This is a genomic window from Klebsiella sp. GB_Kp047, from assembly GCF_040065235.1.
Classification (GTDB): domain Bacteria; phylum Pseudomonadota; class Gammaproteobacteria; order Enterobacterales; family Enterobacteriaceae; genus Klebsiella; species Klebsiella quasipneumoniae.
Genome location: NZ_JBEAJG010000001.1, coordinates 123887 through 148444, shown reverse-complemented (window position 1 = coordinate 148444; position 24558 = coordinate 123887). Strand labels below are relative to the sequence as shown.

Genomic DNA, 24558 nt, shown 5'->3' with positions numbered 1-24558 from the left:
TGTCCTGCACCGGGGCGTTTGTGCTAAACTGCGCACCCTTTTTTTCTGTGGTGCGCTGCCTGTGGCCGAAAATACTGTCTATTTCCCTGAAGCGTTTCTCGCTCAAATGCGCGCGGCGATGCCGGCGCACCTCTCTTTCGACGAATTTATCGCCGCCTGTCAGCGCCCGCTACGCCGAAGTATTCGCGTCAATACGCTGAAAATCAGCGTCGATGATTTTCTCTCTCTGGTCGCCCCCTATGGTTGGCAGCTGACGCCGGTCCCCTGGTGCGAGGAGGGATTCTGGATCGAGCGGGACGACGACGACGCGCTGCCGCTGGGCAGCACCGCCGAACATCTCAGCGGTCTGTTCTATATACAGGAAGCAAGCTCAATGCTGCCGGTCGCCGCCCTGTTCGCCGATAACCCGCAGCCTGAACGGGTCATGGACGTTGCTGCCGCTCCGGGGTCGAAAACCACCCAGATCGCCGCCCGGATGGGCAATGCGGGCGGCATCCTGGCGAATGAGTTCTCCGCCAGCCGGGTGAAAGTGCTGCATGCCAACATCAGCCGCTGCGGCATCAGCAACGTCGCCCTGACCCATTTCGACGGCCGGGTGTTCGGCGCGGCATTGCCCGAAGCCTTCGACGCCGTTCTGCTTGATGCCCCCTGCTCCGGCGAAGGGGTGGTACGCAAAGATGCGGACGCGCTGAAAAACTGGTCGCCGGAGAGCAACCTCGACATCGCCGCCACCCAGCGCGAGCTTATCGACAGCGCTTTCCATGCCCTGCGCCCCGGCGGGACGCTGGTCTATTCGACCTGCACCCTTAACCGCGAAGAAAATCAGTCCGTCATTCACTGGCTGCTGTCCCGCTACCCGCAGGCGGTGGCGATCCAGCCGCTGGGAGAGCTGTTTCCCGGCGCGGCCGATGCCTTAACCGCCGAGGGATTTCTGCATGTCTTCCCGCAGATCTTCGATTGTGAAGGCTTCTTTGTCGCCCGCTTGCGCAAGACTGCGGCGATCGATCCGCTCCCGGCGCCGGGCTACAAGGTCGGCAAGTTCCCGTTTGCGCCGCTGAAGGGCCGGGAGGCCGCCGCGGCGACCGCCGCCGCCCGCGCTGTCGGGCTGGAATGGGACGCGAGCCACACGCTGTGGCAACGGGATAAAGAGCTGTGGCTATTTCCGCAGTCTATGGAGCCTCTGTTTGGTCAGGTGCGGTTTTCGCGCATTGGCGTGCGTCTGGCGGAACTGCACAATAAGGGTTACCGCTGGCAGCATGAGGCGGTTATTGCCTTTGCCGCGCCGCAGCGCGCCTTCGAGCTGACGCTGGAGGAAGCGGAGGAATGGTATCGCGGACGCGACGTCTATCCGCAAACCCCGCCAGCGCATGATGAAGCCATTGTCACCTTCCAGGGCGTGCCGCTGGGCCTGGCCAAGCGCGTCGGCTCCCGTCTGAAGAACAGTTACCCGCGCGAGCTGGTACGCGATGGGAAACTTTTTGCCGGCAAGGTGTGACGCCGCGCAAAAAATACGCACTTTTTGACTGGCGGTTTTCCCCCCATTGACTACGCTGAAAAATGACGGCCGCAACTGGTCGTACCACAACTCAGCTGAAAAAATGGGGTGAAGCGATGAGTAAAACCAATGTCCGCATCGGCGCGTTTGAGATAGACGATGCCGAACTGCATGGTGAACATCAGGGTGAGCGAACGTTAAGCATTCCCTGCAAATCCGATCCAGATTTATGTATGCAGCTTGACGCCTGGGATGCCGACACCAGCGTTCCCGCGATTCTCAATGGTGAACATTCCGTCCTCTACCGTAAACATTACGACCGCCAGTCCGATGCCTGGGTCATGCGCCTTGCCTGACGCCAATGAACCCGTCGCCTGAGACGGGTTATTTATTTCCCCGTCCCGCCGTCATCCCCTACACTAAACAGTATGTCCCCCCGAACATGAGGCCAGGATGTTTGCCTTAGTGTTGTTTATTTGCTATCTGGATGGCGGCTGCGAGGACATTGTGGTTGACGTCTACCGCGAGGAAACGCAGTGCCTGGTGGCAATGGAAGATCAGCGGATCCGCCACGGCGGCTGCTACCCGATAGAAGATTTTATTGACGGCTTCTGGCAACCCGCCAGCGAATACAGTGACTTTTAGTCTGCCGACTGCAGCGCCACCAGCGTCAGCGTGCCGCCGAACACAACGCCGGTGTCAATATAGTGTTGATTGTCGTAGTCATAACGCGCGCGAAGCGGCGTATGGCCAAACCAGAAATGGTCAGCCCCGGCGATAGCGCCATGACGCCCCGCCAGATGTTCACTCAGACGATGGCGGCTCCACAGAACCCGCTGGGGATCCACCGGCTGCTGCCAGCGATAGACCGGCGCCGGATAATCGGCATGGGCGATCACATGCCGCGCTTTTGCGCACTCCACTTCAATAATCAACGGCAGCCGCTGACAGCGCGCCAGCAGGCGATCGACGTCATCCCGCTGCCGCACGTTGCTCCGGGCGTACCAGTCGCCGCCGTTCATCTGCCAGAGCGTCATATCTCCGCTCTCCAGCGCCTCGAGCGCCATCTGCTCATGATTCCCGCGCACGGCCCGGAACCAGCGGCTGCGCAACAGGCCGAGACAGTCAGCGCTTTGCGGCCCGCGATCGATCAGATCGCCCACCGAGATCAGCAGATCGGCCCAGGGATCAAAGCGCAGTCGGCGCAGGCGCGCCATCAGCAGCGCAAAGCAGCCATGCAGATCGCCCATCAGCCAGATATTACGCCAGTCTCTGCCATTAATACGCTGATACATATAATTACCTCTCTGCTGTAATTATAGGTAATTCCAGCTTATAGCCGCTGTTTTTTATTTACACCTCAATCGATTTTAAACAAACGGCAAATATAGTCGGCCAGAGGATTAAGCTTATCAGCGCCTCGTTTTAAAATAGCAGGAAATAACAACGAGGTGTTTATCGTGACAGACAATAGCCTGCATTCATCCAGCGTGCTTACGCCGCGCTCGCATCTCATTGCCGATCTGGTGATGGGTAGATTAACACCCGCACCTATATGGCGGCAGAAAAATTACCGCTTTAAATTTCTGCTGCGCACGGCATTATTTTATAGCCCGACTAAAGCGATGCTGGAGGCGCTGAGCGCTCGTGACGATTTTAACCAGCTGCTGGCGGCGCAGGCGACGCTGCCGGGGAAAGTGCACCGTCAATATCTAACGCGCGATCTCAACGCCTGGCAGCGGGCGATGGCGGTAATAAGCCATTATCGCTACGTCGATACCCTGCGCGGTTCCCGGCTGGCGCATGCCATGACCGCAGTGTGCGAGGTCCCGTTGCTGACGCTCAATGGAAAGGATGAGCGCCAGTTTTCCCTCTCGGCCTCTTCGGCCGGGAAGGCCGAGCGTGAGGGTGAAACCACCCTGTGGCTGCGCGACAGCGATCATACCCTGCTGGCCAGCGCCACCTTCAGCGTGACCTGGGATGGCGAAGCCTGGCAGCTGATCATCGGCGGCTTGCAGGGACCGCGACGCCACGTTTCTCACGAGGTGATCAAGCAGGCGACCCGCGCCTGCTACGGTCTGTTCCCGAAGCGCCTGCTGCTGGAGTTTATCTGGCTGCTGGCCGCTCGCAGCCATATCGCAGCGATTTACGGCGTTAGCGATAATGGCCATGTGTTTCGCGCCCTGCGCTATCGCCTGAGCAAGGGGCGCCATTTCCACGCCAGCTACGACGAATTCTGGCAATCCATCGACGGCAAGCCGGAAAGCCCCTGGCGCTGGCAGCTACCGCTGCGTCTGGAAAGAAAACCGCTGGAGAGCATCGCCAGTAAAAAACGGGCCGAATACCGGCGTCGATTCCAGCTGCTGGATCAGCTGGCGGAGCAGGTGGCAATATTGACGCAGCCGCTGCCGGGCGAGTAATTTCACGACCAGTGAACTCGCCCCGTCACGCGGCGTTTGCTTATTATGTTCTTATTTCGCTACTATCATGGTCCCCGCAGACCACTGGATAGTCGTTAGCATGATGAGTAAAACCGAAATTTTCCTGCTGATTATTCTCGCGGTCGTCCTGCTGGGCAGCATATGGTTTATTTTCAGCGATGAAATTTGGCTTCTACTCTGCTATCTGGAAAGTCAGATATTTCCCACCTTCAGCGTTCCGGAATAATACCGGACGCTCGGAACTACGCCCCTCAATATTATTTCCCGCCCTTTCGTGGGGCGCGGACGGCTAATCGCATGAATTGCCAAATCAATAAGGTTTTGTTTATTCTATTTATCATACAAATATGTATACTAGCAGCCTTCCGATGTTGGCCCGCCAGTTAACCTGCACGCCGGGCCTGTTTAGGTGCAGGTTTTTTCTTTTCCTCTCCCCTCGCTTACGGTTCCGCCTTCCCCATACCGTTCTTCCGCAGGATGCAATTTGTGTGTAAATGAATTGTGTATGCTAAAAACGGTGTGCTATAACGGGACATCCAGAGGCCAGCCTGGTGATTGACTGAATTGACTGACAGGATGTCGCTGGTGATCGCGAAAGCAGACAGATTAAGATAAAAAGAGACCGAATACGATTCCTGTATTCGGTCCAGGGAAATGGCTCTTGGGAGAGAGCCGTGCGCTAAAAGTTGGCATTAATGCAGGCTAAGTCGCCTTGCACTATAAGAATAGTTTAACGCGTCAGCTTTTCCAGTCTGCGGCCAATGTGGCCGAATAATTCCTGGAAAAGTGGGCGCTGCCAGCCAAAAAACCGCCACTGCCGTTGTCCGGCAAGGGCGGTTTTTTTTATGCCATTACAGCGAGATAGCGCGAAAATCTAGCAGAGCTTCTGCGCGCGCTCGATAAACGGCGCGAGGCTCATTTTTTGCCCAGGATGCTGCGGATCGTCGATCTGGATCACTGAGATCGGCTGGGCGGTGGTTTTGCCGGCTTTGACCTGCTGCTCAGCCACCTCATTGAGCGGATACTGGACCAGAGTGCTCGGGTTGATAGCGTAAAGGGCATTGCCCGGACGACAGGTCAACATCACCTCTTCACGGTTGAACGCCCAGCTCTCCTTCCCTACCTCAAAGCGGCTCACGGTGATAATTTGCGGCGCCGCCAGTGCAGCGCCGGAGCTTGCCAGTAACAACATGGTCAGAACAATTTTTTTCATGATTTTGCCAGTTAATTCAATAAGGTTCCCAGGTGGCAAACAGACTGACGGCCAGCAGCGCCAGCGCGCCCAGCCCTATCTCAGCCTGCGTGGTTCGCAGGATCAGACTTTCCGCCCGCGAACCGCTTGCCGACATGCGCGGTACCAGAACATACCTGTTCACTAACGCAATTACCACCATCCCGGCCACCAGCGCACATTTGATCAACAGCAGACGTCCCCAGGGCGATGCGCCAATCATCCCTCCCTGGATCAACAGCGCATTGATCGCCCCGCTGGCAAGGGTGCCGGCGACGGCCAGATGCCCGTAACGTGAAAAGCGCGCCATGGTATAGACCGCGGCCTGCCGCCAGCGCCCCTGCGCCAGGCGCAGGCAATAGATAAAGGGCAACAGGCCGCCGAACCAGCTGGCAACGCAGAAGAGGTGGACAGCATGATTAGTCCGCTGCAGGGCGCCGAGTAAACCATCATGCATGGCGGCATGCCCTACCCCAGCGGAAAGCAGCAGCTGGGCCGCCAGCAGGGCCACCAGCTGGCGAGCGCCATGTCGGGGACGGATCCACACTACGGCGAGGGCGATCCACGCCAGCAGGATCTGCCAGATCCACACCCCGCCGAAGCGGGTGCCCGCCACCGCCTGCCAGACGGCGGGTTGCCAGACATCCGCCCAGCCGTCGCCCATCAATCCCCCCTGCAGCAGATACAGCGCCAGGGTAGAGAGGGCGCCGATCAGCAGCAGCGGGCGCAGCAGCGGATAGAAGCGCAGCATCAGTACGCGTCGCAGCGGCACCGGCGCCCACCAGGCGCCATACAGCACGCAGCCAAAAGCCAGCATCAGGGTGATAAAGTGCCCAAAGCGCAGAGTAATGTAGAGCCCGGTCAGCATCGCTTACTTCACGCTAAAGGTGTATTGCCCTTTGGTTTTATGGCCATCCACTGAGACCACATGCCAAGCCACCGTGTATTCTCCCGGCGGCAAGGTTTCCGCTACAGGCACGGTGACCTGGGCGGGGTTGTCGGCGCTGCGGGTCAGTTTGCCGGTGGCCACCGCATGCTGCTGTGGACCGGTGACAGTCACGCCGCTGAACGCGGGTTCAATGCCTTCGGAGAAACTGAGCGTCAACGTCTGCGGGGAGGCCGCCAGCTGCGCTCCGGCGGCGGGGATCTGCTGCTGCAGGTGAGCGTGGGCGAGCGCGCCCGCCGCGGTTAATAGCCCGGCAAACGCAACGGAGAGGCGCAATGCGCGTCCAGCAAGAAGTCGCATATTCGTCATTCCCTTTTGTTATGTCTGTAGCACAGAGAATAACCCTGTATAATGGCAGAGTCGAGCCGGGCGTCAGGCCCTGACCGGGTTTACAAGCAGAGTGGAGTGTATGATGGAAAGAAATCTGGCCAAAATTTCGCAAGATGAGATGGATAAAGTTAACGTCGATCTCGCCGCCGCCGGCGTCGCCTTTAAAGAGCGGTATAATATGCCGGTGGTCGCTGATTTGGTCGAGCGTGAACAGCCCGCCCATCTGCGCGACTGGTTCCGCGAACGGCTGATCGCCCATCGGCTGGCCTCCGTTTCACTGTCCCGCCTGCCCTGGGAGCCGAAACAGAAATAATGCCTACTTGCCCCCTCGCCGTCGGTTGGCAAGCCCGTCCAATTACTTTACGCTTATTGTTTTGCTCTGGAGCGAGCCATGCTGCGCGTCATTGATACCGAAACCTGCGGACTGCAGGGGGGCATCGTTGAAATCGCCTCGGTCGACATTGTCGACGGGCAAATCACCAATCCCATGAGTCATCTGGTGCGTCCTGACCGCCCCATCAGCCCGCAGGCGATGGCTATCCACCGGATTACCGAAGAGATGGTCGCCGATAAGCCGTGGATTGAGGAGATTATTCCGCACTATCATGGCAGCCCGTGGTACGTCGCGCATAACGCCAGCTTCGATCGTCGGGTGCTACCGGAGATGCATGGCGAGTGGATCTGTACGATGAAGCTGGCCCGCCGGCTGTGGCCGGGGATCAAATACAGTAATATGGGGCTCTATAAATCACGTAAGCTGAACGTGGCCACGCCGCCGGGGCTGCATCACCACCGGGCGCTGTATGACTGCTATATCACCGCTGCGCTGCTGCTGGATATCATCAACGTTTCCGGCTGGACGCCTGACGAAATGGCCGATATCACAGGTCGGCCGGCGCTGCTCACCACCTTTACCTTCGGCAAATATCGCGGTAAAGCCGTCGCCGAGATTGCTGAAAACGATCCAGGCTATCTGCGCTGGTTATTCAACAATCTCGACCGCATGAGCCCCGAGCTGCGCCTCACGCTCAAGCATTACCTTGGGGAATAGCCCCTACACTGCCGCTTTCCCCGGCAGTGTCCCTTGCGCCAGGGCGATGAAAAAGGCGTACTCCAGCGCCACCCCCTCATAGCTTTTAAAGCGCCCGGATTTTCCGCCATGCCCGGAGTCCATATCGGTGCAAAGCAGCAGCAGGTTATCGTCGGTTTTCAGTTCACGCAGTTTTGCCACCCACTTCGCCGGCTCCCAGTATTGCACCTGGGAATCGTGCAGCCCGGTGGTCACCAGCATATGCGGATACGCCTGCGCCTTCACGCCGTCGTAGGGGCTGTAGCTTTTCATGTAGTGGTAATAGGTTTCATCCTGCGGGTTCCCCCACTCTTCAAATTCGCCGGTCGTCAGCGGAATGGTCTCATCCAGCATGGTGGTCACCACGTCGACGAACGGCACCTGAGCTATTACGCCGTGGAACAGCTCTGGACGCTCGTTAACGGCCACCCCCATCAGCATCCCGCCGGCGCTGCCGCCCATGCCATAGCAGAGCCGCGGGTCGCCGTACCCCTGAGCCAGCAGCGCGTCGCAGACGTCGAGATAGTCGTTAAAGGTATTTTTCTTACACAGGAATTTACCGTCCTCATACCACTGCTGACCCAGCTCGCCGCCGCCGCGGACGTGGGCGATGGCGTAGACAAAGCCGCGGTTGAGCAGGCTCAGCCGACTGGCGCTGAAATCGGCATCGATACTGTCGCCATACGAGCCATAGCCATAGACCAGCAGCGGATTGCTCCCTTTACGAAAATGGTCGCGATGGTAGACCAGCGAGACCGGGACTTCGACGCCATCGCGGGCGGTCACCCACAGGTGCTCGCTCTGATAGCAGCGGGTGTCCAGCCCCTTCACCTCCTGCTGCTTGATCACCCGTCGTTCGCCGGTATCCATATCCAGTTCAAACAGGGTGTCGGGCGTCGTCATCGAGGAGTAGCCGTAGCGCAGGCGCGACGTTTCGGGCTCCGGATTATAGGCAAGCCAGGTGACATAGGCCGGATCGTCAAAGGCGATCCCCACCACCTCCCGGGTCTTGCGGTTAATCTGCCGCAGACTGGTCAGGCCGCGCTGACGCTCCTCGACGACCAGCCAGTCGGTAAACAGGGTAAATCCTTCAAGCATCACGTCGTGACGCGGCGGGATCAGCGTGGTCCACTGATCTTCATCGCGTAGCACGGTACGATAGAGACCAAAATTCTTCCCGTCCCGGTTGGATCGCAGATAGAAGGCGTGCTGATAGTGATCGAGGCTATATTCATGATCTTTACGCCGCGGCAGGAAGCAGACCGGCTCAGCGTCTGGCAGTTCGGCGTTGAGCAGCAGTACTTCGCTGGTGGTGGCGCTGGAGAGATAAATCACCACGAACTGCTGGGATGTGGTTTTATGCACGCTGACGTAGAAGGTCTCATCTTTTTCCTCGTAGACCAGCACGTCGCTCTGCGCCGGCGTCCCGACGGTGTGGCGCCAGACCTGATAAGGAAGCAGCGTGGTGGGATGTTTACGCACGTACCACACAAAGCGTGAATCGTTGCTCCAGGCAAAGCCGGAGGTGACATTTTCCAGGGTCTCCGGATACCACTCGCCGTTGCTGAGGTCGCAAAAACGCAGACCGTACTGGCGACGGGAGAGATAATCTTCCGCCACCGCCATCAACTGGTTGTTGGGCGCAATACCCAGCCCGCCCAGGGTGTAAAACTCGCTCTTTGCCGCCCGCTGGTTGGCATCAAGCAGGATCTCCCACTCGTCCCACTCTTCTTTCAGCACCGACTGTCGCTGGTAGATAGCGTATTCGCAGCCCGGCTCATACACCTGCCGGTAGCGAAAGCCGTTTTTACTATAGGGGGCAGAGACTTCCCGCTGCGGAATGCGGTCGATAATCTCTTTCAGCAGACGCTCCTGCAGGCTGAGCTGCGAATCCATCACTTGCTTGCCGTAGGCGTTTTCCGCGTGCAGATATTCCAGCACATCAGGCCGCGCGCGTTCATCGTCGCGCAGCCAGTAATAGTTATCGATGCGTGTATCGCCATGCAAGGTCATGGCGTGAGGGATCCGTTTGGCTTTAGGTCGCATGTTATTCTTCTGCTGCTTTTTCGTGACACAAGAGCATTCAGGCCGCAGGGTGGCGCCTGAATGATGACGTGTCTATAAGGGTGGCAAAAGACGCGGGCGATGCAAGCGAAACGTGATAATTTAAACGCTTAGCGCCTGTTTTTGTGACTGGATGTCCTGTTCGATGTCGGCCCGGACATCTTTTGGCAACGCCAGAGCCTCACCCAGGGCGTTGAGATAGCTGCGCTCCATAAAGTGGTCGATATCAATCACCGCGCAGCTGACGTAGTAGATCTCCAGCGCCTCCTGCGGGTCAACGATGCCCTCGGCGAGACGCTGCGGATCCAGCGGCTGAGCCAGCGCCTGGTCAATCAGCACCCGGGCCTGCACGTCAATATTGGCCTCCCAAAGCTGGGCTTCAATCCTCGCCCGCTCGTGATCGTCGATATGACCATCGCTTTTGGCGGCAAACACCAGGGCGGTGATCAACCGCACGCTGCGCGGATCGACCTCCGTCGGCGCCGCCGCCGTCTCGGGTGTCGGAGCGGGCGTGTTCTGAGCGCGCATTTTCTGCTGATACTTGTTCCACAATACGGTACCCGCCACCGCCCCACCGCCAGCCAGCAGCGCGCTGGTGCCATATTTCGCCAGCAGCTTGCGTGACGATTTGCTGGCCACCAGCAGCCCCGCCAGCCCGCCGATGGCGCCGGGCAGCAGGGCGCTCCCTTTTGACGACTCGCCGGACGGCGACGCGCCCTGCTGTCCGAGCAGCGACTGCAGTTGATTTAGCCAGTTAGCCATGGTTTTCCTCTCAGGTGACAAACACTGTTATCAGCCTAAACGACGCGATGTCAGGAAATGTTAGACATGGCTAAAGATGCGCAAAGGTGCGCGCGGCGGCGGCACCGGGTCCAGCCGACCGACCGACCGACCGACCGACCGACCGACCGACCGACCGACCGACCGACCGACCAACCGACCAACCCATCAGCCCATCAGCGGCTGACCGCCAGCCATCAGGCCGCTTTGGCTTTCCGCGTTTTGGCAGCCGGCGCGGCGGCCTCTTCCGCCGGGGAGGCCTCAGCGTCCGTTGACGGCGCGGGCGCATCGTGCGCAGTCGCATCCTGCTCCGGCAGTCTGCCGGCGCGCAGAATATGCTGCAGCGCCTCTTTACGCTCCGCCAGCCACATCGCCATGGTATCGCGCTGGGCATCGTCCATTTCCAGCGGCGATGCTACCAGCCAGTCATTCAGCACCTCTGCCAGATCGAGCATTTTGTCGTAAGCGTCGGCCTCTTTTTTGCTGGCAAAAGACATTTTTTCCTCACCTTCGCGGATCACTACATATTTAATTTCAACCGCCATGCTGCAGCCTCTTAGCACTGTATTTTTATACAGTATAGCAAATTTCCCTTCCGGACTCAACTCACGCGCATAAAGACAGACGCAAACGTTTTCGTTTATAATCGACCGCATCTTTTTTTACTGCGGAAGAGAGTTATGACTGTATTAGGCACCGCGCTGCGCCCGGCAGCCACCAAAGTTATGCTGTTAGGCTCCGGCGAGCTGGGTAAAGAAGTCGCCATCGAATGTCAGCGTCTGGGCATTGAAACTATCGCCGTCGACCGCTACCCCGATGCCCCGGCGATGCAGGTCGCCCACCGCGCCCACGTCATCAATATGCTGCACGGCGAAAGCCTGCGCGCGCTGATCGAACAGGAAAAACCCGATTACATCGTGCCGGAGATCGAAGCTATCGCCACCGATACCCTGGTCGAACTGGAGCAGGCCGGGCAGAAAGTGGTCCCCACGGCGCGGGCAGCGAAGCTCACCATGAACCGCGAAGGCATACGCCGTCTGGCGGCCGAAGAGCTGCAGCTCCCCACCTCCAGCTACCGTTTCGCCGACAGTGAAGAAGCCTTCCGCGCGGCGGTAGCAGAGATCGGCTTGCCGTGCATCGTCAAGCCGGTGATGAGCTCCTCCGGTAAAGGTCAGAGCTTTATCCGCTCGGCTGACCAGCTCAGCGAAGCCTGGCGCTACGCCCAGCAGGGCGGCCGCGCCGGCGCCGGGCGGGTGATCGTCGAAGGGGTGGTGAATTTCGACTTTGAAATCACCCTGCTCACCGTCAGCGCCGTCGATGGCGTGCATTTCTGCGCCCCGGTCGGTCATCGTCAGGAAGATGGCGATTATCGTGAATCCTGGCAGCCGCAGCAGATGAGTGACCTGGCCCTTGAACGCGCGCAGAATATCGCCCGTAAGGTGGCGCTGGCGCTGGGAGGGCATGGCCTGTTCGGGGTGGAGCTGTTCGTTTGCGGCGATGAGGTGATCTTCAGCGAAGTCTCCCCGCGCCCGCACGACACCGGAATGGTGACGCTTATTTCGCAGGATCTCTCGGAATTCGCCCTGCACGTTCGCGCCTTTCTTGGATTGCCCGTCGGCGCTATCCGCCAGTATGGTCCGGCCGCTTCCGCAGTGATCCTTCCGCAGCTGACCAGTCAGAACGTCAGCTTCGGCCAGCTGCAGTCGGCCGTCGGAGCTGGCCTGCAGCTGCGTCTGTTCGGCAAGCCGGAGATTGACGGCACCCGTCGTCTGGGGGTGACCCTCGCCGTCGCCGATTCGGTGGAAGAGGCTGTGACGCGGGCTAAAACCGCCGCCGCGGCGGTTATCGTCGAAGGGTAAAGACAAAAAAAACCGGTCGCGTTGCCGCTGACCGGGTTGTTGACCTTGAGGCGCGGTTTACTTCGCGCCTTCCACCGCTTCACGCGCCAGGGTGGTGATGCGATCGTAGTCGCCAGCTTCCAGGGCGTCGGCCGGCACCAGCCAGGAGCCCCCGATGCACAGCACGCTGTTCAGCGCCAGGTAATCACGGTAGTTAGCCGGGGAGATACCGCCGGTCGGGCAGAAACGAATGTGACCGAACGGACCCGCAATCGCCTGCAGCGCTTTCACGCCGCCGTTGGCTTCCGCCGGGAAGAATTTAAACTCTTTCAGACCGTACTGCATGCCCAGCATCAGCTCGGAGACGGTGCTGATCCCCGGGATCAGCGGAATAGTGCCGTCTTCGGTCGCCGCTTTCAGCAGAGATTCGGTCAGCCCCGGGCTGATAGCGAACTGCGCGCCGGCTTCCGTTACCGCTTTCAGCTGCTCGACGTTGGTCACCGTGCCCGCGCCGACAATCGCATCCGGCACTTCTTTAGCAATCGCGCGGATCGCCTCCAGGGCGCACTCGGTGCGCAGAGTCACTTCCAGGACGCGCACGCCGCCCGCGACCAGCGCTTTCGCCATCGGTACCGCGTGTTCCAGCTTTTTCACTACGATAACCGGGACAACCGGACCGGAGGTGAGGATTGCTTCTGCTGTTGTTTTCCAGTTTTTCATCAGGATTTTCTCTCGCCAGATCTACAAATTAAATCGTCTTAAAAAGTGATGCAGGTTGCGCCCTGCTCCGCGCCAGAGAGCTTCTCACGCAGCGCCCCAAACATCTCCCGACCGGTTCCTACGCGCGACGCGCTGAGGTCAGGGATATGCGGCTGACGCGCCGCCAGTTCGGCATCGTCCACCAGCAGCGTCAGTTCCCCCGTCTGCCCGTTCACGCGAATAAGGTCGCCATCGCGCACTTTCGCCAGCAACCCGCCGTCATAGGCTTCAGGCGTGACGTGGATGGCTGACGGGACTTTACCGGAGGCGCCAGAGAGTCGGCCATCGGTCACCAGCGCTATTTTGAAACGGCGGTCCAATAATACACCAAGTGGCGGCATAAGTTTATGTAATTCTGGCATCCCGTTCGCTTTTGGCCCCTGATGACGGACCACCACCACGCAGTCTTTGTCCAGCAGACCCGCTTCAAAGGCCGGCAACACATCGTGCTGGCTCTCGAACACCACCGCCGGCGCTTCGATCACCTGGTTCTCAGCCGGGACTGCCGAGGTTTTCATGACCGCGCGTCCCAGGTTACCGCTCAGCACCTTGGTGCCGCCGTGACGGGAGAACGGTTTCTCGAATGTCGCGATGACCTGATCGTCAAGCGGCGCCGTCGCCCCTTCCCGCCAGTCCAGCTCGCCGTTGTTGAGCCACGGCTCGAGGGTGTAGCGCGACAGACCGAAGCCAGCGACGGTGTGAACGTCCTCATGTAGCAGGCCGCCTTTCAGCAGCTCGCGCACCAGAACCGGAACGCCGCCCGCTGCCTGGAAATGGTTGATATCCGCCGGACCGTTGGGGTAAAGGCGCGCCAGCAGCGGTACCACGTCTGACAGGTCGGAGAAATCATCCCAGTTAATGATAATGCCCGCCGCGCGGGCCATCGCCACCAGGTGCATAGTGTGGTTGGTGGAGCCGCCGGTCGCCAGCAGCGCCACAATGCCGTTGACCACCACTTTTTCGTCAAACATTTTGCCCAACGGCATCCACTCGTTGCCATTGCCGGTCATGCGGGTGACCTGGCGCGCGGCGGCGGCGGTCAGCGCTTCCCGCAGCGGAGCATCCGGATGGACAAAGGACGAGCCCGGCAACTGCATGCCCATAAACTCCACCACCATCTGGTTGGTGTTCGCCGTACCGTAGAACGTACAGGTTCCCGGCGCGTGGTAAGAAGCGGCTTCGGATTCCAGCAGCGCCATGCGGTCAACTTTGCCCTCCGCGTACAGCTGGCGAATGCGAACCTTTTCTTTATTAGGCAGGCCGCTGGCCATCGGACCGGAGGGAATAAAGACCGACGGCAGGTGGCCGAATGAGAGCGCCGCCATGGTCAGTCCGGGCACAATTTTATCACACACGCCGAGGTACAGAGCGCCATCGAACATGTTATGCGACAGGCCGATGGCCGCGGACATGGCGATCACTTCGCGACTCAGGAGAGAGAGCTCCATGCCGTCCTGTCCCTGGGTCACGCCATCGCACATCGCCGGCACGCCGCCGGCCACCTGACCGACCGCATTGGCGCTGTGCAGCGCTTTGCGAATGATATCCGGGTAGTGTTCATAGGGCTGGTGCGCGGACAACATATCGTTGTAGGAGGTGATGATGGCGATGTTGTTGCGCAACATGCTTTTCAGAGAGGCTTTGTCGTCGGCCTGACAGGCCGCGAAACCGTGAGCCAGATTGCCGCAGGCCAGTTGCGCACGATGCACGGTGTCGGTTTTGGCCTGGTTAATCCTTGCGAGGTAAGCCGCGCGGGTATCACGCGACCGTTCGATAATGCGATTTGTTACCCGTAACATTGTCGAATTCATAAAGGCTCCTCAAAATTTTATCTGTCCGGCCGCTGCGAGATGACGTGTTTTGGTGTCCGAAGCCACCAACACCAGCGCTCAGGGGCAAAATGTCTGAAGGCAGTGTAATAAAAAAAGCCCCGTGGGTGAATCCTCACGGGGCTTAAAAGATTAAAAAGCGTGCGACTTTCTGCGTCAGATCATGTTACCGGTAAAATAACCCTGACGGATAAGATCGCGAGCTTACTCAAACTCGTTCCACGAGCGCCCATCGCGGGTGATCATGGCCACCGAGGCCACCGGTCCCCAGGTCCCGGCCTGATACGGTTTCGGCGCATCGCGGTCGGCCGCCCAGGCTTCGGTGATGGAGTCCACCCACTTCCATGCCTCTTCCACTTCATCGCGGCGGACGAACAGCGCCTGGATACCGCGCATGGTCTCCAGCAACAGACGTTCATAGGCATCGGCCAGATGCGTCTGGTTGAAGGTTTCGGAGTAGCTCAGATCCAGCTTGGTAATCTGCAGGTTGTGCTTATGGTCGAGGCCCGGCACTTTGTTCAGGACCTGGATATCCACCCCTTCGTCCGGCTGCAGACGAATGGTCAGCTTGTTCTGCGGCAGCTCCTGCCAGGTCTCTTTAAACAGGTTCAGCTCCGGCGTTTTGAAGTAAACCACCACTTCGGAACATTTGGTCGGCAGACGTTTGCCGGTACGCAGATAGAACGGTACGCCAGCCCAGCGCCAGTTATCGATATCAACGCGGATCGCCACGAAGGTTTCGGTGTTGCTGGTTTTGTTCGCCCCCTCTTCTTCGAGGTAGCCTGGCACTTTTTTGCCCTGGGCAAAGCCGGCGGTGTACTGGCCGCGAACGGTTTTCTCGCGCACATTGGAGCGGTCAATACGGCGCAGGGATTTCAGCACCTTGACCTTTTCATCACGGATGCTGTCGGCGCTGAGATCGGACGGCGGCGACATGGCAATCATGCACAGGATCTGCAGCAGGTGGTTCTGGATCATGTCGCGCATCTGTCCGGCCTGGTCGAAGTACCCCCAGCGCCCTTCAATGCCTACCTCTTCCGCGACGGTGATTTCCACATGATCGATGGTACGGCAGTCCCAGTTATTGACGAACAGAGAGTTGGCAAAGCGCAGCGCCAGCAGGTTGAGGACTGTCTCTTTTCCGAGGTAGTGGTCGATACGGTAGACCTGGCACTCTTCAAAAAACTCGCCGACCTGATCGTTGATTTCCTGCGAGGTTTCCAGCGAGGTGCCCAGCGGTTTTTCCATAACCACGCGCGCAGGCTTGGCATTGAGCTTCGCTTCGCCCAGACCTTTACAGATGGCGCCAAAGGTGCTCGGCGGCATGGCGAAATAGTTGATGGTGACGCGATTCTTTTGGTCCAGCATGTCACCCAGGCGGGTGAAGCCGCTGGTGTCATTGACGTCAAGATTACAGAACTCCAGGCGGCCGCTCAGGGAATCCCACAAACCTTCATCAATTTTTTCCTTCATGAAGGTTTCCAGCGCTTCGCGCACCACTTTGGTGTAAGCCGCTTTATCCCAGTCGGCACGGCCGACGCCAATGATCCGGGTGTCGGCGTGGATCTGGCCCGCCTTTTCAAGCTGATACAGGGAAGGCAACAATTTACGCCGCGCCAGGTCGCCCTTCGCGCCGAAAATGACCAGGTCGCATGCCTGGGCCGTTTGCGTTACCGCCATGTCATTCTCCTCAGTTGATAGTCTGGTGCTTTTGCCAGGCTATATTTGTAATTTTCTTACACTGCACTGTACTGTGTTTACCTGTTTCCCGAAAGCCTTCCCCTCCGTTTGCAGCGGGAAAACCGCACAGGGTGAAAACATTCGGCGATGATTTAGGCATTTGGCTGATATTGTTCGTTGTTTGTACCTGTTTCAGGTCAGTAAAATACGACTCTGATCATGTAATGAAAAAAAACAACATTTTTTCCCGTCATTCCTCACCGCTTGCGCTTGCGGAGGGGTATATTCTTGCTAAAACGCCCGATGATTTCACCCATTAATGAAATCGTTTCCATTGATGAGCGCCCTGTTACTAATGAACATGCTGGAAAAAATCCAGTCCCGACTGGAACACCTTAGCAAATCTGAACGCAAAGTGGCGGAAGTGATCCTTGCCACCCCCGCGCAGGCCATTCATTCGAGCATCGCCGCCCTCGCCCTTGAGGCCGGAGTGAGCGAACCGACCGTCAATCGCTTCTGCCGTAGTCTCGAAACCCGCGGCTTTCCTGACTTCAAACTGCATCTCGCCCAGAGCCTTGCGCACGGCACGCTCTATGTTAACCGCAATGTTGATGAAGACGACAGCGTTGAGTCATACACGGGAAAAATATTTGAATCGGCCATGGCGAGTTTAGATCAGGTCCACCATTCTCTCGACATGTCGGCGGTGAATCGTGCGGTGGATCTGCTGACTCAGGCAAAAAAAATCGCCTTTTTCGGCCTCGGCTCCTCGGCGGCGGTCGCTCATGACGCGATGAACAAATTTTTCCGCTTTAACGTGCCGGTCATCTATTCCGACGACATTGTCCTGCAACGCATGAGTTGTATGAATTGCGATGACGATGATGTGGTGGTGATTATCTCACATACCGGAAGAACCAAGAGCCTGGTAGAGCTGGCGCAGCTGGCGCGTGAAAACGATGCCATGGTGATCGCTCTCACCTCCCCCGGCTCGCCGCTGGCCCGGGAAGCCACGCTGGCCATTACCCTGGATGTGCCGGAAGATACCGACATCTATATGCCGATGGTCTCGCGTCTGGCCCAGTTGACCGTCATTGACGTGCTGGCGACAGGCTTTACCCTGCGCCGGGGGGCAAAATTCAGAGATAACTTGAAGAGGGTCAAGGAAGCGCTGAAGGAATCGCGTTTTGATAAAGAACCGTTCGTACCCAGTGATAATCAATAAAAGTTGATAACAAGCAGTACCCCATTACACCTTCGATAACGATCCGGCTGTGCGACGTTGCAGGCTGGCGCTACCGAATCCATGTTCACGCAACACCAAAGTTGTATCAGTCAACGGAGTATTACATGTCCAGAAGGCTTCGCAGAACCAAAATCGTTACTACCTTAGGCCCGGCAACTGACCGCGATAACAACCTGGAAAAAGTTATCGCCGCGGGCGCAAACGTAGTGCGTATGAACTTCTCTCACGGCACCCCGGAAGATCATCAGCTCCGTGCCGATAAAGTGCGTGAGATTGCGGCAAAACTGGGCCGTCACGTGGCCATCCTCGGCGACCTCCAGGGACCAAAAATTCGCGTATCGACCTTCAAAGAAGGCAAAATTTTCCTCAACGTCGGCGACAAATTCCTGCTCGATGCCAACCTCGGCAAGGGCGAAGGCGATAAAGAGAAAGTCGGAATCGACTATAAAGGCCTGCCGGCGGACGTCGTGCCTGGCGATATCCTGCTGCTCGACGATGGTCGTGTGCAGCTGAAAGTCCTCGAAGTTCAGGGGATGAAAGTCTTCACTGAAGTGACCGTTGGCGGCCCGCTGTCCAATAACAAAGGGATCAACAAGCTCGGCGGCGGCCTGTCTGCCGAAGCGCTGACCGACAAAGACAAGGCCGATATCGTCACCGCCGCTAAAATCGGCGTCGACTATCTCGCCGTCTCCTTCCCGCGCTGCGGCGAAGACCTGAACTACGCCCGTCGCCTGGCGCGCGATGCCGGCTGTGATGCGAAAATCGTCGCCAAAGTCGAGCGTGCGGAAGCCGTCTGCGATCAGGACGCCATGGACGACGTGATCCTCGCCTCCGATGTGGTGATGGTTGCCCGCGGTGACCTTGGCGTCGAAATCGGCGATCCGGAGCTGGTGGGCATCCAGAAAGCGCTGATTCGTCGTGCACGTCAGCTGAACCGTTCCGTCATTACCGCCACCCAGATGATGGAGTCGATGATCACCAACCCGATGCCGACCCGTGCGGAAGTCATGGACGTGGCCAACGCCGTGCTGGATGGTACCGATGCCGTGATGCTCTCCGCGGAAACCGCTGCCGGCCAATACCCGTCGGAAACCGTGGCCGCGATGGCGCGCGTGTGTCTGGGCGCCGAAAAAATCCCGAGCCTCAACGTCTCCAAACACCGTCTGGACGTCCAGTTCGACAACGTGGAAGAAGCGATTGCTATGTCGGCGATGTATGCCGCCAACCACCTGAAAGGCATCACGGCTATCATCACCATGACCGAATCAGGCCGCACCGCGCTGATGACCTCGCGCATCAGCTCCGGTCTGCCAATTTTCGCTCTCTCCCGCCACGAGCGCACCCTGAACCTGACCGCCCTCTACCGCGGGGTGACGCCGGTGTTCTTCGACAGCCAGAATGACGGGGTGGCCGCTGCGCACGATGCCGTCAATCTGCTGCGGGACAAAGGCTACCTGGTCTCCGGCGATCTGGTGGTTGTTACCCAGGGTGACGTGATGAGCACCATCGGCAGCACCAACACCACGCGTATCCTCACCGTCGAGTAAGCCTCGGTGTCTACCTGCCAGCGATACGGCTGGCAGGTTTTTTTTTGCCCTCCGGCAGGCTACACCATCCAGCTCAGTAATAGCGTCGCGGCGATCACCGTCGACGCCCCGCCGATACGCGTCGCAATCTGTGCAAACGGCATCAATCCCATGCGGTTTGAGGCCGAGAGAATGGCCACATCCCCCGTTCCGCCTAACCCGCTGTGGCAGCTGGTGACAATGGCGGCTTCCACAGGATACATATTTAGACGTGAAGCGATAAAGAACCCGCTCAGCGCCATGGCAATGACAATTGAGCCGCACACCACGACGTAGCCAACGGAGAAGACCGATACCACGCTCTCCAGCGGTACATACAGCATGCCCAGGCCGATCATCAGCGGCCACACCAGCGCGGCGGAGACGAACTTGTAGCAGCTGTGCGCCCCCAGCTCCATCGCCGCCGGGATAACTTTGGTATATTTGCAGAATACCGCCGCCAGAATCATCAGCACCGGCCCCGGAATATGCACCACCTTCTCCAGCAGGCCGCCGACAATAAAAAAGGCACAAATCATCAGCAACCCGGCGCCCATGAGCTGAAAATCGGTCGGCTGCGTACTCTGATTCTGCGCAAAGACGCTGTTATCTTCATGGCTGCGGATCAGTAGCCCGTTGCCGGACAGCGCCGGGCGACGGGCGCCCATGCGGGCCAGAAAGCCGGCGCAGATAATGGCGAAGATGTTACCCACCACCGCCGCCGGCGCCAGCTGGGCCACGTAGACATCAGGCGTCTGCCCGAGGATCGCCGAATAAGCCAGCGACAACGGCAGGATCCCTTCGCCAATGCCGCCGCCGATAATCGGCACAATGATAAAGAAGAAGGTGTGATACAGACTGTAGCCGAATAAGCTGCCCACCAGCAGGCCGGTGGCGATTGCCGCGCCGGTCCCAACTACCAGCGGGACAAACATGCGCACCATCCCCTGGATCAGAATCGTGCGGTTCATTCCCAGGATACTGCCGACCACCAGGCAGGCGATGACGAAATAGAGGAGATTGGCCTCCTTCATCAGTAAATGCACGGTATCGAGCGTATGCGCTTCAAACACGCCAAAGTAGACCAGCACTGAGGGCATCATCAAACACAAAATCGCCGGACCGCCAATATCTTTTAACACCGGCACCATGCGGCCAATTTTCGCCAGCGCGAACCCCTGGGTCATGATGACCGCCAGTCCGCCAATCATGTTTTTTGGCAACAACCCCGCGCCCGCGGAGAGCGCCACTATCGCGGCGATACCGATGAACAGCGTTAATGGCACAGCGCCGACTTCGATATTGGCGAAAAGTCGAGTCGCTTGCCCGTTTGGCAATGTTTTATCTATCGGTTGGTTGAGTGAATTATTTTTCATATTTTTACCTGAATAATAAAGAGGTCACGTAGGGTCAGGATGCAATATTAAAATTGCGCAGCACTATGAATTCAAAAGCGCTAAACGCCGTATCAACTAAATACACCGAAACGGTAACACAGGACTTTAAAACTAAAAACGACAACCGTATTAACGCTGTCGGCTTTGTGACTGAACCATAAAGTTTATTTTAAGTAATTTAATTTATTATCACGAAGCTAAAGTTATCGCCCGCTAAAATAATTATTCCTGTTAATGCAACCCCATGATTTAATCCTCTTTTCCCTATTTGTAACTAAAGTAGCCAAGGCGAAATTATTTAAATCCAGATGACTGTGATGGCTATCACCTTTTAAATATTAGGGGATCGTTAGATTGGCAGCACAACAAACCGATAATATATGTCAGGACATTTTATGCCTTCACTGCTCTTGCAATCTCTTTTCCCGTTGGTATTTATCATGCTGCTCGGATGGCTTAGCGGCAAACTCGGCTATACTCGCCGTGAGGACGCATCCGTTCTCGCCACGGTAGTTATCCGCTTTGCGCTTCCTTTTCATCTTTTTATCGGCGCATTACATACCAGCCCGGATAAAATAAAAAACTTCACCTTTATGGCGGTGCTGGTTATCGGTCTGATGGGGTCGTATTTTCTTACGCTACTGATCTCGCGCTATGTTTTTCGTCATGATATTAAAACTAGCGCGATTCAGTCGCTGGTTTGCGCCTTCCCCGATATGGCCTACTTCGGCGCTCCCGTGCTGGCGGTGCTGATAGGTCCGGAGGGCTTTCTCGGGGTGCTTATCGGAAACCTGGTGACCAGCGTGTTGATGATCCCTCTGACCATCATCCTGATCCGCATGGGAGACCAGCCCGGAGACGCTGGGGCTCCCCAGCTCCACGCCGGGCAGTTGATCCTGCAAAACCTGCTGAAAGCCGTGAGAAACCCCATTGTCTGGATCCCCATTTCCGGCGTACTGCTCAGCCTGGCCGGGATCCAGCTGCCGCATCTGCTCAGCGTACCCGTTGAAATGGTGGGTAAAATCGCCGGCGGTCTGTCACTCTTCGCCCTTGGGCTGCTGTTTTACGGTGAACGTCCGACGGTCAATATTCAAACCTGCACCAACATCAGTATTAAAAACCTGATCCAGCCGGCCATGATGGCGCTGGCCGGGCTGGCCTTTGGGCTCAGTCATACCCTGATGCAACAGGTTATTATCATCGGCGCGACGCCTTCCGCTATCGCGGCAGGGATGTTTGCCCTGCGCAGCGATACCTATATTGAACCCGCCTCATCTTCTATTTTGCTGGGCACCGCCATCGGCGTGGTCACCGAAGCCGTCATGATTTATCTCATTTCGTAATCACGGAAATAAAATACCTAGACATCAGGCAATGTTTTAATTTTATATTCAGGAGTCATGTCATGTTAGCCACAGAAACCTTATACACGCCCTATAATGGTGCCGTCCTGCTGGAAAACCCGTTATTAAATAAAGGCCTCGCGTTTACGGAAAGCGAACGCACAGCGTTTAATCTTCAGGGACTGTTACCGCACAATGTGGAAACCATTGAAGAACAAACCGAGCGCGCATGGGGCCAGTTTTGCCAGTTCAAAAAAAGTATTTCGCGCCATATTTATCTCAGAAATATTCAGGACACCAACGAGACGTTATTCTATAACCTGCTGCGCAGCCATATGAAAGAGACGCTGCCGATTATTTATACCCCGACGGTGGGTGAAGCATGCGAACATTTTTCAGAAATATATCGCCGAGGACGCGGCCTGTTCATCTCCTGGCCCAACCGTCACCATATTGACGAGATGCTGCAGGGATTTTCCCGCAACGATATCAAAGTCATCGTGGTGACCGATGGCGAGCGTATTCTGGGGCTGGGCGACCAGGGGATTGGCGGGATGGGGATCCCCATCGGCAAACTCTCGTTATATACCGCCTGCGGGGGTATTCATCCGGCATCAACGCTGCCCATTATGTTAGATGTCGGTACCAACAATCCGCAGCATCTGGAAGATCCGCTGTATATGGGCTGGCGACATCCGCGCATCAGCGACGAGCAATACCTGGAGTTTATGGACATGTTTGTCCATGCCGTTCAACAGCGCTGGCCGAATGTCTTGCTCCAGTTTGAAGATTTTGCCCAAAAAAATGCCACGCGACTGCTCAACCGCTATCGACACCAGCTGTGCTGTTTTAACGATGATATTCAGGGAACCGCCGCCGTGACGTCGGGGACGCTGATCGCCGCCGCCGCCGCCGCCGGGACGCCGCTCCGCGATCAGCGGGTGGTTTTCCTTGGCGGCGGTTCGGCCGGATGCGGCATTGCGGAAAAAATCATTGCGCTGATGGTGGATGATGGGCTCTCAGAGACGGAAGCACGCCGCCGCATCTTTATGGTTGACCGCTTTGGTCTGCTGACTGATCAGATGCCTAATCTGCTCGATTTTCAGCGCGAGCTGGTCACCCCCCGAGCCAGTATCGCCCACTGGGATACCGAGGCGGCCCAGCTGTCGCTGATGGATGTCGTACGCAACGTCCACCCTACCGTGCTGATCGGCGTGTCAGGCCAGCCGGGGCTGTTTAGCGAAGAGATAGTGAAAGAGATGCATCGGCACTGCCCGCGTCCGATTATTATGCCGCTCTCTAACCCCACTTCCCGGGCCGAGGCCCAGCCGAAGGATCTGCTGGAGTGGACTCGGGGTAGCGCGCTTATCGCCACCGGCAGCCCGTTCGACCCCGTCTTCTATGACGGCAAAACCTACGACATCGCCCAGTGCAATAACGCCTATATTTTCCCCGGTCTGGGGCTGGGGATCCTTGCCAGTAAAGCCGAGCGCGTCACCGAAGCAATGCTTATCACCTGCAGTAAAACGCTGGCCGCCCACTCGCCTCTGGCGACCCGCGAAACCGGCGGGTTGCTGCCGCCGGTAGAAGAGATCGAAATGATTTCCCGGGCCATTGCCGCTGATGTCGCCCGCGCGGCTCAGCAGGACGGCGTAGCGCCGCAGATTGACGAGGTGCAACTGGCGGCGAATATCGATAAAACCTTCTGGCGAGCGCGCTACACCGCGTATAAACGTTCGTCATTGTGATCGCTCATCTCGCGGGAAGCCGGCAGGCTTCCCGCCACTCGGGGGAACTACTCATGTTCAATGTGCTGATTGTCGATGATGATCCCATGGTGGCCGAACTGAACCAGTTATTTATCAGCCGGGTAGCTGATTTTCACTGCTGTGGAGTAGCGGCGACGATCGCCGACGCCAAAGCGATGCTAAGCCATCTGTCGCAGGTCGATCTGCTGCTGCTGGATGTCTATATGCACCAGGAGAGTGGCCTGGACCTGCTGCCAGCGCTTCGCGCTGAGGGGCGGAATATTGACGTCATCATGATGACGTCCGCTGCCGATGCGCTCACCGTCCAGACGGCACTGCGCTATGGCGTGGTTGATTACCTGATTAAACCGTTTCAGTTGTCGCGCTTTGAGGAGGCGCTGCGGACCTGGCGCAATAAACGCGATGCGAAGCAAGCGAAATCCTGCTACGCCCAGGCGGATATCGACACCCTGCTACGCCGCGGGGTTCTGCAACAGGACGGTCCCCGCCGCTTGCCGAAAGGGCTGACGCCGCAAACGCTTCGCCTGGTGTGCCGGTGGATAATCGCGCATCAGGCGCGGGATTTTTCAACCAATGAGCTGGCGGCGGCGCTGCAGATCTCCCGAGTATCGTGCCGCAAATACCTGATCTGGCTTGAGCAGATCAACGTGCTCTTCACCAGCAATCACTACGGCATCACCGGCCGCCCGGAGTATCGCTACCGGCTTGTGGCCGAGAGCGTGATGTTGCTGACGCAATATAGCCAGTGAGCCTGGAATGCCCACTGGCGCGCTTGC

Annotated in this window: 25 protein-coding genes; 13 read left to right on the top strand and 12 right to left on the bottom strand. The window is 57.7% G+C overall.

Going from position 1 to position 24558, the window contains the following annotated elements; genetic code table 11:
* Positions 1-61 precede the first annotated feature (61 nt).
* The 3 genes from rsmF to ABLV76_RS00740 all read left to right on the top strand — a co-directional run bounded on the left by rsmF (position 62) and on the right by ABLV76_RS00740 (position 2140).
* Entirely contained in the window at positions 62-1495 is a 1434-nt protein-coding gene (gene rsmF, locus ABLV76_RS00750) for a 16S rRNA (cytosine(1407)-C(5))-methyltransferase RsmF (protein WP_348878131.1), read from the top strand.
* A 116-nt stretch (positions 1496-1611) separates the two neighbouring features.
* On the top strand, positions 1612-1851 hold the full coding sequence (locus ABLV76_RS00745) for a YebV family protein (RefSeq protein WP_002911393.1): 240 nt from the start codon (positions 1612-1614) through the stop codon (positions 1849-1851).
* A gap of 97 nt (positions 1852-1948) precedes the next feature.
* The gene (locus ABLV76_RS00740) at positions 1949-2140 is read left to right on the top strand and encodes a YebW family protein (RefSeq protein WP_002911395.1); all 192 of its coding nucleotides are present in this window, start codon (positions 1949-1951) and stop codon (positions 2138-2140) included.
* On the opposite strand, the gene pphA is transcribed toward ABLV76_RS00740, so the two are convergent.
* Positions 2137-2790, bottom strand: a complete 654-nt coding sequence (pphA, locus tag ABLV76_RS00735) for a protein-serine/threonine phosphatase (protein ID WP_348878130.1) — start codon at positions 2788-2790, stop codon at positions 2137-2139. The genes ABLV76_RS00740 and pphA overlap by 4 nt on opposite strands.
* Positions 2791-2946: 156 nt before the next feature.
* On the opposite strand from pphA, the gene ABLV76_RS00730 reads away from it, so the two are divergent.
* Both ABLV76_RS00730 and ABLV76_RS00725 read left to right on the top strand, forming a co-directional pair.
* Entirely contained in the window at positions 2947-3915 is a 969-nt protein-coding gene (locus tag ABLV76_RS00730; RefSeq protein WP_004203383.1) for a VirK/YbjX family protein, read from the top strand.
* 103 nt (positions 3916-4018) lie between these two features.
* Positions 4019-4162, top strand: coding sequence for an Ecr family regulatory small membrane protein (locus ABLV76_RS00725; RefSeq protein ID WP_032425946.1), 144 nt, complete (start codon positions 4019-4021; stop codon positions 4160-4162).
* Between the two features lie 648 nt (positions 4163-4810).
* Here ABLV76_RS00725 and ABLV76_RS00720 read toward each other — a convergent pair.
* From ABLV76_RS00720 to yobA, 3 genes are read right to left on the bottom strand one after another with little or no spacing between them, the layout of a single operon-like run.
* Positions 4811-5149, bottom strand: a complete 339-nt coding sequence (locus ABLV76_RS00720; protein ID WP_002911404.1) for a YebY family protein — start codon at positions 5147-5149, stop codon at positions 4811-4813.
* Positions 5150-5165: 16 nt separating this feature from the next.
* On the bottom strand, positions 5166-6035 hold the full coding sequence (gene copD / locus ABLV76_RS00715) for a copper homeostasis membrane protein CopD (protein WP_004203385.1): 870 nt from the start codon (positions 6033-6035) through the stop codon (positions 5166-5168).
* A 3-nt stretch (positions 6036-6038) separates the two neighbouring features.
* Entirely contained in the window at positions 6039-6413 is a 375-nt protein-coding gene (gene yobA, locus ABLV76_RS00710) for a CopC domain-containing protein YobA (RefSeq protein WP_004203386.1), read from the bottom strand.
* A 112-nt stretch (positions 6414-6525) separates the two neighbouring features.
* On the opposite strand from yobA, the gene ABLV76_RS00705 reads away from it, so the two are divergent.
* Both ABLV76_RS00705 and exoX read left to right on the top strand, forming a co-directional pair.
* The gene (locus ABLV76_RS00705; RefSeq protein WP_002911406.1) at positions 6526-6756 is read left to right on the top strand and encodes a DNA polymerase III subunit theta; all 231 of its coding nucleotides are present in this window, start codon (positions 6526-6528) and stop codon (positions 6754-6756) included.
* A 78-nt stretch (positions 6757-6834) separates the two neighbouring features.
* A complete protein-coding gene (gene exoX, locus ABLV76_RS00700; protein ID WP_004203387.1) occupies positions 6835-7494 on the top strand; it encodes an exodeoxyribonuclease X in 660 nt (219 codons plus the stop codon).
* Between the two features lie 3 nt (positions 7495-7497).
* Here the strand turns inward: exoX and ptrB are convergent, their stop codons facing one another.
* From ptrB to ABLV76_RS00685, 3 genes are all read right to left on the bottom strand, one after another.
* The gene (ptrB, locus tag ABLV76_RS00695) at positions 7498-9558 is read right to left on the bottom strand and encodes an oligopeptidase B (RefSeq protein ID WP_348878129.1); all 2061 of its coding nucleotides are present in this window, start codon (positions 9556-9558) and stop codon (positions 7498-7500) included.
* 120 nt (positions 9559-9678) lie between these two features.
* The gene (locus tag ABLV76_RS00690; RefSeq protein ID WP_348878128.1) at positions 9679-10338 is read right to left on the bottom strand and encodes a tellurite resistance TerB family protein; all 660 of its coding nucleotides are present in this window, start codon (positions 10336-10338) and stop codon (positions 9679-9681) included.
* 215 nt (positions 10339-10553) lie between these two features.
* Positions 10554-10901, bottom strand: a complete 348-nt coding sequence (locus tag ABLV76_RS00685) for a YebG family protein (RefSeq protein ID WP_004203390.1) — start codon at positions 10899-10901, stop codon at positions 10554-10556.
* 135 nt (positions 10902-11036) lie between these two features.
* Between ABLV76_RS00685 and purT the strand changes: the two genes are divergently transcribed.
* Entirely contained in the window at positions 11037-12215 is a 1179-nt protein-coding gene (gene purT, locus ABLV76_RS00680; protein WP_348878127.1) for a formate-dependent phosphoribosylglycinamide formyltransferase, read from the top strand.
* A gap of 57 nt (positions 12216-12272) precedes the next feature.
* Here purT and ABLV76_RS00675 read toward each other — a convergent pair whose 3' ends face one another.
* The 4 genes from ABLV76_RS00675 to ABLV76_RS00660 all read right to left on the bottom strand — a co-directional run bounded on the left by ABLV76_RS00675 (position 12273) and on the right by ABLV76_RS00660 (position 16622).
* Complete coding sequence (locus tag ABLV76_RS00675; protein WP_002911423.1) at positions 12273-12914, bottom strand: bifunctional 4-hydroxy-2-oxoglutarate aldolase/2-dehydro-3-deoxy-phosphogluconate aldolase; 642 nt, start codon at positions 12912-12914, stop codon at positions 12273-12275.
* Positions 12915-12952: 38 nt separating this feature from the next.
* Positions 12953-14764, bottom strand: a complete 1812-nt coding sequence (gene edd, locus ABLV76_RS00670) for a phosphogluconate dehydratase (RefSeq protein ID WP_004203393.1) — start codon at positions 14762-14764, stop codon at positions 12953-12955.
* 222 nt (positions 14765-14986) lie between these two features.
* A complete protein-coding gene (gene zwf / locus ABLV76_RS00665; RefSeq protein WP_348878126.1) occupies positions 14987-16462 on the bottom strand; it encodes a glucose-6-phosphate dehydrogenase in 1476 nt (491 codons plus the stop codon).
* Positions 16463-16472: 10 nt separating this feature from the next.
* Positions 16473-16622, bottom strand: coding sequence for a hypothetical protein (locus ABLV76_RS00660; RefSeq protein WP_032425929.1), 150 nt, complete (start codon positions 16620-16622; stop codon positions 16473-16475).
* Between the two features lie 159 nt (positions 16623-16781).
* On the opposite strand from ABLV76_RS00660, the gene ABLV76_RS00655 reads away from it, so the two are divergent.
* Both ABLV76_RS00655 and pyk read left to right on the top strand, forming a co-directional pair.
* Positions 16782-17687 (top strand): MurR/RpiR family transcriptional regulator, encoded by a 906-nt coding sequence (locus ABLV76_RS00655; RefSeq protein ID WP_072096624.1) that lies wholly within the window; start codon positions 16782-16784, stop codon positions 17685-17687.
* Between the two features lie 125 nt (positions 17688-17812).
* The gene (pyk, locus tag ABLV76_RS00650; protein ID WP_002911440.1) at positions 17813-19255 is read left to right on the top strand and encodes a pyruvate kinase; all 1443 of its coding nucleotides are present in this window, start codon (positions 17813-17815) and stop codon (positions 19253-19255) included.
* Between the two features lie 59 nt (positions 19256-19314).
* Here pyk and ABLV76_RS00645 read toward each other — a convergent pair whose 3' ends face one another.
* The gene (locus ABLV76_RS00645) at positions 19315-20649 is read right to left on the bottom strand and encodes a 2-hydroxycarboxylate transporter family protein (RefSeq protein WP_348878125.1); all 1335 of its coding nucleotides are present in this window, start codon (positions 20647-20649) and stop codon (positions 19315-19317) included.
* Positions 20650-21065: 416 nt separating this feature from the next.
* On the opposite strand from ABLV76_RS00645, the gene ABLV76_RS00640 reads away from it, so the two are divergent.
* The 3 genes from ABLV76_RS00640 (at position 21066) to dcuR (ending at position 24531) form a co-directional block, all read left to right on the top strand.
* Entirely contained in the window at positions 21066-22013 is a 948-nt protein-coding gene (locus tag ABLV76_RS00640) for an AEC family transporter (protein WP_135683315.1), read from the top strand.
* Between the two features lie 62 nt (positions 22014-22075).
* Entirely contained in the window at positions 22076-23761 is a 1686-nt protein-coding gene (locus tag ABLV76_RS00635; RefSeq protein ID WP_004203398.1) for an NAD-dependent malic enzyme, read from the top strand.
* Positions 23762-23814: 53 nt separating this feature from the next.
* Positions 23815-24531 (top strand): two-component system response regulator DcuR, encoded by a 717-nt coding sequence (dcuR, locus tag ABLV76_RS00630; protein ID WP_135683314.1) that lies wholly within the window; start codon positions 23815-23817, stop codon positions 24529-24531.
* Positions 24532-24558 lie beyond the last annotated feature (27 nt).